The organism is Mangrovimonas sp. YM274, from assembly GCF_030908385.1.
Classification (GTDB): Bacteria; Bacteroidota; Bacteroidia; order Flavobacteriales; family Flavobacteriaceae; genus Mangrovimonas_A.
This window is the reverse complement of sequence record NZ_CP133091.1, coordinates 867,398-880,267: the sequence shown is the minus strand read 5'-3', so window position 1 is coordinate 880,267 and position 12,870 is coordinate 867,398. Positions and strand designations below refer to the sequence as shown.

At 38.8% G+C, this 12,870-nt stretch carries 9 protein-coding genes; 3 read left to right on the top strand and 6 right to left on the bottom strand.

All coding sequences use genetic code 11. The annotated features are described in order from the left end of the window. The first annotated feature begins 16 nt into the window (after nucleotides 1-16). The 3 genes from RBH95_RS03845 to lspA all read left to right on the top strand — a co-directional run bounded on the left by RBH95_RS03845 (nucleotide 17) and on the right by lspA (nucleotide 3,083). A complete protein-coding gene (locus RBH95_RS03845; protein WP_307901405.1) occupies nucleotides 17-1,573 on the top strand; it encodes an NAD(P)/FAD-dependent oxidoreductase in 1,557 nt (518 codons plus the stop codon). A 121-nt stretch (nucleotides 1,574-1,694) separates the two neighbouring features. Then, nucleotides 1,695-2,588: an ACP S-malonyltransferase gene (gene fabD, locus RBH95_RS03840; protein ID WP_307901404.1), complete on the top strand. Its 894-nt coding sequence runs from the start codon at nucleotides 1,695-1,697 to the stop codon at nucleotides 2,586-2,588. 6 nt (nucleotides 2,589-2,594) lie between these two features. Next, nucleotides 2,595-3,083 (top strand): signal peptidase II, encoded by a 489-nt coding sequence (lspA, locus tag RBH95_RS03835; RefSeq protein WP_307901403.1) that lies wholly within the window; start codon nucleotides 2,595-2,597, stop codon nucleotides 3,081-3,083. Nucleotides 3,084-3,127: 44 nt separating this feature from the next. On the opposite strand, the gene RBH95_RS03830 is transcribed toward lspA, so the two are convergent. The 6 genes from RBH95_RS03830 to RBH95_RS03805 form a co-directional block, all read right to left on the bottom strand. Further along, on the bottom strand, nucleotides 3,128-3,319 hold the full coding sequence (locus RBH95_RS03830; protein WP_307901402.1) for a hypothetical protein: 192 nt from the start codon (nucleotides 3,317-3,319) through the stop codon (nucleotides 3,128-3,130). Between the two features lie 203 nt (nucleotides 3,320-3,522). Further along, a complete protein-coding gene (locus RBH95_RS03825; RefSeq protein WP_307901401.1) occupies nucleotides 3,523-5,175 on the bottom strand; it encodes an aryl-sulfate sulfotransferase in 1,653 nt (550 codons plus the stop codon). Between the two features lie 72 nt (nucleotides 5,176-5,247). Continuing rightward, the gene (locus RBH95_RS03820) at nucleotides 5,248-6,168 is read right to left on the bottom strand and encodes a hypothetical protein (protein WP_307901400.1); all 921 of its coding nucleotides are present in this window, start codon (nucleotides 6,166-6,168) and stop codon (nucleotides 5,248-5,250) included. 15 nt (nucleotides 6,169-6,183) lie between these two features. After that, nucleotides 6,184-7,878 (bottom strand): SusD/RagB family nutrient-binding outer membrane lipoprotein, encoded by a 1,695-nt coding sequence (locus RBH95_RS03815; protein WP_307901399.1) that lies wholly within the window; start codon nucleotides 7,876-7,878, stop codon nucleotides 6,184-6,186. A gap of 11 nt (nucleotides 7,879-7,889) precedes the next feature. Continuing rightward, nucleotides 7,890-11,054: a SusC/RagA family TonB-linked outer membrane protein gene (locus tag RBH95_RS03810; protein WP_307901398.1), complete on the bottom strand. Its 3,165-nt coding sequence runs from the start codon at nucleotides 11,052-11,054 to the stop codon at nucleotides 7,890-7,892. A 288-nt stretch (nucleotides 11,055-11,342) separates the two neighbouring features. Continuing rightward, nucleotides 11,343-12,809, bottom strand: a complete 1,467-nt coding sequence (locus tag RBH95_RS03805) for an AraC family transcriptional regulator (RefSeq protein WP_307901397.1) — start codon at nucleotides 12,807-12,809, stop codon at nucleotides 11,343-11,345. Nucleotides 12,810-12,870 lie beyond the last annotated feature (61 nt).

Sequence of the window (12,870 nt, the reverse complement as noted above, 5' to 3'; positions counted from 1 at the left end):
TCAGTAATTTTGCCACATGGTAAAAGACATACAGCTGCGTGTAACTCTGGAAGAGGAAAGGCAAAGCGATATTCTGCTTCTTAAAGCAGCTCAATTTTTGGATATTCCTGCAGATGACATTTCAGGAATTAAAGTGTTGCGCAAATCTATTGATGCCCGCAAACGCCTGATCATTCTTAATTACAAAATAGCCGTATACATTAAGGAACCTGTTCCTGAAACTTCAGAATACCATTTTGATTACAAAGATGTTTCCAATGCCAAACCCATACATATTATTGGGTTTGGACCCGCAGGAATGTATGCTGCTTTGCGTTGTATTGAATTAGGATTTAAACCTGTAGTTCTTGAAAGAGGTAAAAATGTAAAAGACAGACGCCGCGACCTTAGAGCCATCAACCAAGAGCATTTTGTGAATGAAGATTCCAACTATTGTTTTGGAGAAGGTGGAGCAGGAACTTATAGTGATGGGAAACTTTACACCCGAAGTTTGAAACGCGGTGATGTTCGCAGAATTTTTGAAAATTTAGTGTATCATGGTGCCACAGACCAAATTCTTGTAGATGCCCATCCCCATATTGGGACCAATAAATTACCAAAGGTGGTTACCAACATTCGTGAAACCATATTGAAATACGGAGGAGAGGTCCATTTTGAAACCCGTGTTTCTGATTTCACAATTAAGGATGGCACCATCACGGCCATCCACACACAACTAGGAGAAGAGATTCCTGTGAATCGCGTAATTCTTGCTACGGGACACTCTGCAAGAGACATCTTCTATTTATTGAACGACAAAAACATTGGGTTAAAAGCAAAATCTTTTGCAATGGGCGTTCGTGTGGAACACCCTCAGCATATAATCGATTCTATACAATATCACTGTTCTGGGCAACGTGATGAACTTTTACCCGCTGCAGCCTATAGTTTGGTGCAGCAGGTAAATAATCGCGGTGTTTATTCATTTTGTATGTGCCCAGGTGGATTTATTGTGCCTGCCGCAACCGCTAATGGAGAAGTGGTGGTAAACGGAATGTCGCCCTCAAAACGCAACAATGAATTTGCAAATTCAGGGATTGTTGTTGAAATAAATGCAGACACCGATTTGCACAAATATGAAAAACACGGGGTATTCAAAGCCTTGGAATATCAAAAAGATTTGGAGCGATTGGCCTTTACTGCTGGAGGCAGAACCCAAACCGCTCCCGCACAGCGTCTCACCGATTTTGTGGAAGGCAATTTATCAACCGATCTCAATCCAACCTCTTACCAACCAGGATTAAAATCGGCGCCATTGCATTCATTACTACCAAAACTTATTGGTGGTTCGTTGAGAAAAGGATTTAAAGCCTTCGGAGAAAAAATGAAAGGTTATTATACCTCCGAAGCCAATGTTATAGGTGTGGAATCTAGAACTTCTTCACCTGTGAATATCCCTAGAAACGAACAACTTGCACACCCTCAAATATCCAATCTTTACCCGTGTGGTGAAGGTGGTGGTTATGCCGGTGGCATTATTTCCGCAGCCATGGATGGCGAACGCTGTGCAGAAGCTGCTACAGAGAATTTATAACAAGATTACAAAACGCAAATCCAAGTTAAAATATTAAGTTTCAAAACCTTTTATAGTGCTGATAAAGGCTACTATCTTTTAAAGATATTATTCCTATTTTTGCATGACTAAAATTAATAACATGAATGCATATATATTCCCAGGTCAAGGTGCCCAATTTACAGGAATGGGTCTAGACCTTTACGAAAACTCAACTTTAGCCCAAGAACTTTTTGAAAAAGCCAATCAAATTTTAGGTTTTTCAATTACCGATATCATGTTTGAAGGAAGTGCTGAAGCCTTGAAAGAAACTAAAGTAACACAACCTGCCATATTTTTACATTCCGTAATATTAGCCAAAACTTTGGGAGATAAATTTCAACCAGACATGGTTGCAGGACACTCTCTAGGTGAATTTTCTGCCTTGGTTGCCAACGGTACCCTAACGTTTGAAGACGGATTGCGTTTGGTGTCTCAACGTGCTATGGCTATGCAAAAAGCTTGCGAATTACAACCGAGCACCATGGCGGCTGTATTAGGACTTGAAGACCAAGTTGTGGAAGAAGTATGTGCGTCTATTGATGGCGTGGTAGTTGCTGCCAACTATAACTGCCCAGGACAATTGGTAATTTCCGGTGAAGTAGAAGCTATCAACAAAGCTTGTGAGGTACTGAAAGAAAAAGGAGCGCGTAGAGCATTGGTTTTACCTGTAGGAGGCGCATTCCACTCTCCTTTGATGGAGCCTGCTAGAGAAGAATTGGCTGCCGCTATAGAAAATACAACCTTCAGCCAACCAAAATGTCCTATTTACCAAAATGTAACGGCTAGTGCCGTAACCGATCCTGCAGAAATTAAGGCCAACTTGATTTCGCAATTAACTGCTCCAGTAAGATGGACACAATCTGTTCAGCAAATGGTTGCCGATGGTGCTACACATTTCACCGAAGTTGGCCCTGGAAAAGTATTGCAAGGTTTGGTAAAGAAAATTAATAAAGATTCTGAAACTGTTTCGGCAACCTTAGAAACCAATAACTAAACGCTCATGAAAATTTCAAGAAGTTTAGGAATTGTTCTGCTCATTGCGGCCAATATTGCCGTGGACCAAATTTCAAAAGTTATCATCAGGCAAAGTGTCGATCCTAGAGAACAAATCTCTTTGATTGGAGATGTTTTTGTAATGATGAATGTTGAAAACACAGGTGCATTTTTAGGTATGGGAAGCGATTTAAACCCAACTTTGAAGCTCATATTCTTATTGCTATTACCTGTGTTGGTATTAGGATATCTAATCTATTACATTTTTAAAACAAAAACACTGGACCGTTTTAGCCTTGTGGCACTGTGCTGCATTGCTGGTGGCGGAATAGCAAACGTATACGACCGTATTGTTTACGGCTCTGTAACCGACTTTTTGCATCTTGATTTTGGAGGCATGTTCAAAACTGGTATTTTTAATATTGCAGATGTTTCGGTTTCTACAGGAATGATCATGCTGCTAGTGGCCAATTTTTTTAACAAGAAAAAAGCATAAATTCTACAAAAAAATAAAGCCTCAAAAATTGAGGCTTTATTTTTTTATCTCGCTAAAACGCAATCTTCGCAATCCTTCACTTCTCCATAATAAGTCTCCCTATATTTGTGGAGTGTTTTAAAAGGAATACTTAAAAATTGCTTTTTAATGTATGTCACTTTTGTACTTAATAAACCCATCTTTGGGGTAAATCGTTCTTCGGAAATAGTTTCCCTTTTTATACTTATCAATTTCATTATAGTTCATTTATCATTGGCTACAAAGTAAGGCAACCTATTAACCAATTCCAAATAACAGACAACAAACCCTTAAAAATCAACACATTAATATTATATCCTCAAGTATTGTAAGATATCACTGAATAATCTACAACAATAATAGGCTTTTTGTAAACTATCTCGAATTCGCACAAATTGAAGTAAAAACTTACTATTTTCACCTAAATCTTAATCACTTTTTGATGTAAAATGTGCCCATTTATCTTTACTGAGATTGTATACATCCCGCTACTATAACCGCTAAAATCCAATACCTTTTCATATCCCTTAAAGATTAATTTCCCTGTATAATCATATATAGTTATTTCATCGAGTTTGTCTTTTGTTTCTACATAAAGAGACGTTTTGACAGGATTGGGATACAACTTGACCTCATCTAGAATTTCTTCTTCGATATTTAGAATACTGCAATTTTCCAAATTAGGATTCAGCTCGATAGGCAGCCCAGGGGTAAGATCCTTTCCTTCAAAAGCACCATAGTCGGGGGAATATTTGGTAGCCCGAAATGTCAAATTACTTTCGGGTACATCCCCTTGACTTAAAATACTCCCTGATGTTTTTTGGGGGTTGATATACTCCCAAACCTTATTCTCGTCAGCATCGATTTCAAAAAAATACCCAGAATCCGAATCGCAAATTAAAGTATTACCGTTTGGCAACCGTTGCGCACTAGACATGATCCTTGAAAACAAATCGGTCAAGGGTGTATCGGTATATTGCCACTCCGCCACTTCTGGTCCATAAGCTTGCCCTTCTTCATAAATATAATTATTGAATTCATCCACGAAAGGCTCAATAATATCGACGCTGGAAAACAGCTCCGGCCTACCGTTACCATTATTATAAATTAAAATCTTCCCTTCATCTACCAAACCTTCAGGGATCCAGTGAGGCGTATGTTGTCCAAAAAGCTGCTGATCTTCCTCTTCTCCATGACCATAAGCTATTGGATTTCCCCACCGATACAAAAAGTCGCCACCTTTACCATAAAGTCCTCCTGTATGTCCCGCTGCTTCAAGAGTAGTTGTTGAATGATCTATAATGTAAACTTCATTCAACTGCCGAGAACTCAAAATGATTTGATCTAAAGTTTCATTATACTGAATTGAATTTACATGCAACCAATTGGAAGCTCTTATTGACACTCCCAAATAATTAATATCCAAAAGCTCAGGATGCTCAGACACTACCCCAAAATTATCCTTAGAACTATCAAAATCCTGAATTAAATGATCCCAAGCGCTCCACTCCCAAACAATCTCTCCAGAATCAAATCCAACAGGAGCTACTTCTATAATTTGTTCGTTATACAAAGAGTTCTCTTCCAAAAGCAATGGGTCTCTCCCTGCCTGAAAGGCTTCTGAATCTGTTTTCTTGGTGACTGCCAAAATAAGAACATTTCCATTTGGAAGCGGATATACATCGTGATGCTGAGAATAGTCTTCAGAGGAATATGTATACTCCCAAAGTACAGTACCGTCCCAATCTATTTTTTGAATGACACCACCAATACCAGGTAATGAAAAATTGGAATTCTCCACAAACCCACACCTTAATATACTGCCATCCTCCAACAAATACACCGACTTCCCGTCGATATACTCACATTCCCATTGGTTAATCACCTCGCCACAATTATTGATTAAATAAGTCGTGGTATGATTGGTAAACAAGGTATATCCATTATAGGCTTCGGCAGTATTTGTAATTACGCCAACCGTATTTTGTGCATAGGACTGCCAACATAACGAGCACAGTATCAAAATAATTTTGATAGAATAAATTCTTAAAATATGATAACTATTTGTCAACATAAGCTTTTATTAAAAACCTTCACTTTAATTAAAATGAAGGTTTCTTTAGATATTATTCATCACATAATCTTATCATTCCGTGAATAGTGCAGGCCAATCACCCCCCCCTTCTCTCGTAATCACAACGTCTCCAGAATCGCCATAATCATTGGACCATGACATAGACAACTCCGCACCATTTACGCCTGTAATTACCCAGATATAAGTCAGTCCATATTGATCTGTTCCTCCTGAGATAATTTCACCACACACTTCTGTAAAAGTCGCTCCACCACTGGTTGCAGGGGTATCATTCCAGCAAGATGATTCGTATTGTCCAAAACCAAGATCGGAAGTTAAATAAGTCCCTCCACCTTGTGCGGTCCAAACTACAGTTCCTGTAACTTCTCCGCTTGGACAACCATAGCCATATGCCGCCTGCAAATTTGTAGACACAAACGAATGAGTCCCTTCTAAATCCGACTCACAAGAGACCACATAATCCAATTTTGCCGTAAACATTGGAAAGGCATCAAAATCGGGTGCGTAGTAATTGGCTTCTCCATTTTCATTTAAAATATCAAAACTACTCCCATCCGAAAAGGTAAACCCTGTAAATAGTTTAAACACATCCCCCACCTGTACATCATCAACGCTATTAAGCTCTGGAAAGGCATTAATGATATCCGCTCCTGAAATGGCATACTCCTTCGGAAACGTGGTTACATTTTCATCTAATGTTGCTGGTCCATAAAGATCGCCGGCCGCTGTAAGATAAAAGGCCTTTAAATCGAAAGATTCCGGATTACCAATGCCCACATCAACAGTAAACTGCAACATTAAATCATCAAAACTTGTCAAATCAATGAAATCGGAACTTCCTTCAACCAAGCTAAAATCAGGCAAAGCGCCATTGGAAGTTTCAATTACTGAATCTCCTCCATCATTTTCACATGCAATCAAACCAAGCATCATGAATATCAAGAGAATCTTTATGTTATATTTTGTTTTCATAGTGTAAAATTTTGATTAGTTATCCCAAAAAATAGCATAGGTTGTGGCGTCCTTTTGACTAGGCGCATTTTGATTGACATTCAATTCTGCCTGAGGCCAGAACAGTGAAATTTGATACGATCTTGTCAACGTGGTTTCACTGTCTACCAAGGGCCAATCATCTTCATTGTCCAATTGATATTCTGGTGAAGGCCCATTAGGATCTGCCAATACAGGATAGCCCGTTCTTCGGTAGTCGTTATATTGATCGAAAGGATCTCCAAAGGTCGACACCCATTTTTGGGTCATGATAATCTCCATCTGTTTTTCTGCGGAAGCTCCATCATACTCCTGCAAAATTCCTTCTACAAACTCCGTAACAGCAGCTGACCCCGAAAGAACAGGCACATCCTGAGTAGTTTCAGAATTAGCTACCACATTATCCACCTTACTGAACGCCGCCACAATGGCTTCTTCTAATTTACTTCTGGCATTCCCAGGAATCAATCCAACCTGCATCAGTTCAGCTTGAATAAACAGCGATTCATGATAGGTCAAAATTCTATGGGGAGCAGCCCCCGTTCCCGCACTGGCATTAGCACTTCCTCCCTGCCCATCATCATATTTTCCTCCGCAGACATAAATCCCGGGATAAGTTGATGAATTTCTTGAAGTGAAATCCCTATTGGCACTTACACTACCAAACCTAATGGAATGGAAGCCTGTATTTCTGTCCCAATAATCTGCAAATGGATTGCCCGTCGTAGGGTCACCTACATCCGGTGGCAATTGATCTGGCACCAATTGATTAAAGAAATAATAGGGTAATCTAGGATCTGGAACTCCTGTATGAATATTAGGATTCCATCCTTTTAAAATTTCATAAAACCAAGGACTAGCATACTGGGAGGTTTGCCCCGTCAGGTATGAATCTCTATATAACGGGTTTCGTTCATCGGCAGGTGATTGCGTGGATGTGTAAGGATATTGAAAATCATCCGTTAGGCTCTGCATAAAATTATCTTCGGCAACCAAAGCACTCAAATCTCCGGCATTAAACATGGAAGACAAACGGATTTCGTTATATAATTTTAACTTCAAAGTATTTACAAAACGGTTCCATTGCGCCACATTCCCTCCATAAAACAAATCCTGACTACCCGGATTTTGCCCTACACCACTGTTGATGTTAGCCAAACCTTCATCAATCATATCCAAAGCTGATTGATAAATAAACTCTTGATCATCGAACACGGGACTTACCACGCCACTTTCCAAAAGTGCCGCTTCTGTAAAGGGCGCATCTCCCCAAACATCCACAATTATCACAGCTGTATAGGCCTTGATGATTTGAGCCATCCCAACCATAACCATCTCATTGTCTGCGGTTCCCTGTTCTATAATAATATTGGACTCAGTAAATACCGAATAAGCCACATCCCATGAATTCTGCACATCTGCATTGTCCTGTTTGGTTCCGTATTGATCCTGTTCCTCTCTATACACAATTTGGTGCACATAACAGGATAACTCTTCAGCTATAAACAGCTCAAATTCGGTTATCTGATTAAAACTCCCCTCAACATTCGTGAGTAACTGATCCAAGGGCGCTGTGGTTGGGTTATTAGGATCTGTATTGATATCCAAGTAGTCACTACAATTATACATACAGATGAAAAGAAGCCCAAGAGCTGAAATTTTAAGGTATTTTATTTTGAATAGATTTCTCATGACCGTAATAATTAAAAAGTGACATTTATCTTAAACCCGAAACGTTTTGAACTTGGAGCAGACTGTGTTTCTATACCCTGAAGGTTTGTAGAACCATAGGAGGTAACATCGGGGTCGAAATGGGTATATTTGGGCACATTTGGAGCAAAATACCACAGGTTACTTCCTATCACCGAAAAGTTCAAGGATCCAATAAAACTGTTTTCCAACCATTTTTTGGGTAGTTCATAGGAAAGAGACACTTCCCTCAATCTATAAACCGTACCATCATAAATGGAAGCCTCATCTACCGAATTGATACCAAACGTATTACTATTGGTGGTTGGTGAAAAGTACAGGTTGTTCATACTTACCTGAGTCACATTAGGAATCTTGTTTCCGTTGCTGTCCAAAATGGGCAGCCCCGTATCAGGATCTCCATAGTATCCCGGAATAATGTAAGTGTGCTCTCTATCTTCAGTATCTTTGGTCACCCCTCTACCCAGCAAGGACGCTAAAGTGGTAGAAGAAATATCTCCACCTTCTTTCCAATCTATCTGAGCTCGAAGGGTTAAATTCTTAAATCGAAACGTATTTGTAAAACCAATTTTGAAATCTGGAGTAGGGTCTCCAATTACTTTATTTTCCAAAGCCTGAAGAATTCCTCCCCCACCTTCTTCAATCAAATAATTCCCTTCGTCATCCCTTGCAAAAGCAGTACCGTAAAACACGCCATAAGGTTGTCCTTCTTCCACAAAACCAATCTGGTCCACATCAATAGGAAACCTATCAAGTCCTTCAATTAATTCCTTAACCTCATTTCTATTTCTGGTAAATGACGTAAACGTTGTCCAAGAGAAATTATCACTTCTCACAGGAGTTAAGGTGAGTCCTATTTCCACCCCTCTATTTTCCATTTTACCAATATTGGTCAGTAAAGCCGTATACCCAGAAGAGGTTGGCACATTCACCTGCGAAATCAAATCGGTAGTTGTTTTTTGGTACCAGGTGAAATCTAGAATGATGCGCTTATTGAAAAACTCCAAATCGGTTCCTATTTCAAACTCTTCGGTATTTTCAGGTTCCAAATCAGGATTACCTAAAATCGTTGGCACAAAAACGGTAGGCTGCCCTGCATAAACTGCCCCCAAACTAAACACCTTGTTAATTTGGTACGGACTTGCATCTCTCCCCACATTGGCCCATCCACCTCGTATTTTACCATATCCCAAAACATCCCCTCCAATACCAAGGGCATCTGTAAAGATTAAAGATGCAGACACCGAAGGATATAAAAACCGATTGTTATCCTTTGGCAAGGTTGACGACCAATCGTTTCTTGCCGTAATATTTAAAAAAGCATAATCTTTAAAATTCAATCCAATATCTGTAAACACCCCAACAATACGCTTACGGGTGGATATATTAAAATCGGAAACCACATTTGAGGTATTATTAATGGTAAAGATATCATCGGCAATCAATCCTGTTCCTGTATAGCCAATATCCAAGGTTGAAAATTGGTTCACGTTATTCCCCAACAGCACATTAAGATTCAAATCTTTTGCCAAATCATGATTGTATGTAAACACCAATGTGGACTCTATTTCTTCACTCGAAAAATCTTCTGTTCTTACCTGTCCCAATCCCGCAGCTGCTCTAGAGCCTTTATCCGTGATTTCAACACGGTTCAAGACATATTTATTGATTCCCAACTGATAACGTGCACTGAGGTGACTGTTAAAATTATATTGCAGACTCACATTTGACACCGTTCTATTTACACTGGTGATAATTTGATTATGCTCCCAAGACCATAAAGGGTGATCATAGCCATCATTAGGCGTCACCGAAGCCCCTGTAATTGGGTCCTCATAGGGAAGCGTAAAATCCCATGTTCTACCAAGTACCAAAGCTCTCGCGAAAGAAGAAGCCGCTCCTGCATATTGATTTTCTCCAAAAAATCCACCGACCTGCTCACTGTCAGCATAACTTAAATTGGCACCTATCTTTAAGCCATTCTCCAAGCTTACATTACCCCCTGTGGAAATATTGGTTCTCCTATACGTGTTGTAAGGAATGTACCCCTCTTGATCCAAATTGGAGAGCGTTAAACTGAAATTGTAGTTCTCATTGGCTGAATTCACATTAATGGAATTATCCGCCACTACACCTGTACGGAACAAGTCCTTCACATTATTGGGCTGCGCCACATAAGGCACCGTTGGCCCAAACATATCCGGAAAGGCATTCAACAAATTGGGCCAAGTTGGGATGGTTTCCCGAGAATCAAATCTTGCACCCCAAGACCCATTGGCATTGTTATAATTGAAATTGGTACCATTTCCATAGGTATTTTGATATTCCGGTAATCTTGCAATGGATTCAAGATATAATCCTGAGTTTAAAGAGACTTCAAACTTCTTATTGGAAAGCCCTCCCGATTTCCCGGATTTGGTAGTAATCACAATTACCCCATTTACAGCTCTCGATCCATACAGCGCAGCTGCTACCGCACCTTTCAAAACTTCTACACTGGCAATATCGTTGGGGTCTAAGGATGAAATCCCCGATTCATAACTCCCCCCGGTACCAGTAGTTTGACTTGAGGTGGTTACCTCGTTGTTACTATAAGGCGTTCCATCAACAACAAACAAGGGTTGGTTCCCTCCTTGAAAGGAAGTAATCCCCCTAATATTAATTTTATTAGCCGCCCCAGCTACCCCTGTAGATACATTTACATTAACCCCTGGCACCTTACCATTCAAGGACCTTACCAAATCCGGCTCGGAGTTTTCTGTTATTTCTTCCGATTCGATAGACTTTACCGAATACCCCAAAGCTTTGGAATTCCTTTTGATCCCCAAAGCCGTCACGACTACCTCATCCAATTGACTGGCATCTTCCTGCATAGTAAGACTGATGTCGCTAGTGGATGAAGTTACAGGCAGCTCAACTGTTTTTAGCCCTACAAAAGTGAACACCAACACATCTCCGTCCTTTGCTTCAATGGAGAAATTTCCATCAAAATCGGACTGTGTTCCTGTAGTTGTTCCCTTAATAATAATGTTTACCCCCGGCAAGGGAATGCCATACTCATCGATAATATTACCTGAAATGAGCCGTTGTTGGGCAAAGCTTACAGAAGAGACCAAAAGCATTACTAGGAGCAAGCCTGAATTGTAAATCTTTCTCATAAGTTCGTTTTTAAATTGTCTAGGCTACTTTTGTAGCGCTTAATTCCTTTAAACAAGAATGGCAGACAACAACGCAAGAAAAAAATGCATCGTAATGAGAAGGCTAATTCAAATTTCTTAACTACTGATTTCGAAAACAAGTTTAGTGGATTCCAATAAAAGTAGCTTGTCTGCCAAACTTTTATCTCCATAAAGTAAGAGAAGATTTGTTGTATTATGGGCAACCCCGATAAAGGTTTACCTTTTTTAAGATGCTAAAATCAACAGGCAATTAGCAAGAATGTTACCTTAGGAATTTTCTTTTCTATATTGTGATGGGGTAATCCCTGTTCGTTTTTTAAAGGCATTATTAAAGGTAACCTTATTATTGAAACCTACCTCGTAGAAAATCTCGCTGATATTCATTTTGGATTTTGGATTTGAAATTTCCAAAAGCTCCTTAGCTTCCTGGATTCTAAAATCATTTACCAATTCAAAAAAGTTTTCATTAAAATGCTCATTAATGATTTGAGAGGTATTATGACGTGATGTGTCCAATTTTTCGGATAACTTTTCAAGATTTAAAGAACTGTCCCTATAGATTTTTTCATCCAAAAGAAGCTTCATAAGCGTGTCCTTAAGTTCATTGGAAAAAGAGGTTGTTAAACCCGATTTTTTGTATTTATCTTTTTTTAGGGAAGGCTTTAGTTTAATACCAGAACTAGCAAACACCTTTGGTTGAATATACACCATGGAAGCTATGTAGAGCACCATTAAAGACATAGAGATAACTTGTGATTGGTATATAATGTTCAAGCCCTGACCAATTACACCACTAATACTGATCCCATAAATAAAATAAGACAGCACGTACACCACATGAATTTTATAAAGGTTATCCTTCCATTGATTGGCTAATTCTTGATTGGCGATTGTTTCTTTTTGTTTTGAACTAAAATACAATCGTCTTATTAAAGCACCATAAATAACTAGGGACAGTAGCTTTGGTATAAATATAAGGTATAAAAAATCCGTCTTCGCATATAGTGTACTGGTTCCCATAATAATTTTTAGTTTTTCCAGAGCAGGCAAACTATATATGGGCACCAAAATAAACATCAGTGCGATTACTGGAAGAAGATGTAACAAATCAATTGCTTTAAACTGGTAGTTTTGTGTAATCCTTTTAAAATAAAAATATAGTAATGGTCCATACAATAAAGCTACCGAAGATGACATAAGGTAAGTATGTATGTATTTATATTGATAATTAGTATTGTAAAGCACAAATTCTAAAATGAAAAGTGAATGCACCCCCAAAAAACCACTGATCAAAATTTTGGCCCATCGATCATTCTTTTTTGAAAAATTTAAAACTATAGCTATAAAAAAACCTATTAAAGCAATATAAAGGTAAATGAATGATAGCACCGTCATCTTTGGCTCAAAGCTTTCAGATAAAACTTCGAATTCTTTGGAATTACGGATTTTATCATATTCTTTAAAATTCATGGCCGTAAAATCAGCAGAATTTCTAATATATTTTTCAAGAAACTTTACAGCAGGCAATGGTTGATTTAGATTGGCATAGACCATGGATTTTTCTTTAAATCCAAGCACAGAATCATGAGCTGTATGAACAGAAGGCACTCCAACATTAGACTCCATTAAAGTGGAAGCATTCACTCCCACAGCACTTAAAAGACAAATCCAAATAGCTAGGTGATAATAATGTACGAGTACCTTAAAGGGTAATATTGTTCGATAAGAATGCATTTTTTGATTGAATAGCCTATCTAAAGTTATTCATTAATACATCCTAGCCTTCCTAAAAAAA

Coding starts and splice junctions, on each gene's coding strand:
- RBH95_RS03845 (WP_307901405.1), top strand. CDS start 17: ATGGTAAAAGACATACAGCTGCGTGTAACTCTGGAAGAGGAAAGGCAA.
- fabD (WP_307901404.1), top strand. CDS start 1,695: ATGAATGCATATATATTCCCAGGTCAAGGTGCCCAATTTACAGGAATG.
- lspA (WP_307901403.1), top strand. CDS start 2,595: ATGAAAATTTCAAGAAGTTTAGGAATTGTTCTGCTCATTGCGGCCAAT.
- RBH95_RS03830 (WP_307901402.1), bottom strand. CDS start 3,319: ATGAAATTGATAAGTATAAAAAGGGAAACTATTTCCGAAGAACGATTT.
- RBH95_RS03825 (WP_307901401.1), bottom strand. CDS start 5,175: ATGTTGACAAATAGTTATCATATTTTAAGAATTTATTCTATCAAAATT.
- RBH95_RS03820 (WP_307901400.1), bottom strand. CDS start 6,168: ATGAAAACAAAATATAACATAAAGATTCTCTTGATATTCATGATGCTT.
- RBH95_RS03815 (WP_307901399.1), bottom strand. CDS start 7,878: ATGAGAAATCTATTCAAAATAAAATACCTTAAAATTTCAGCTCTTGGG.
- RBH95_RS03810 (WP_307901398.1), bottom strand. CDS start 11,054: ATGAGAAAGATTTACAATTCAGGCTTGCTCCTAGTAATGCTTTTGGTC.
- RBH95_RS03805 (WP_307901397.1), bottom strand. CDS start 12,809: ATGCATTCTTATCGAACAATATTACCCTTTAAGGTACTCGTACATTAT.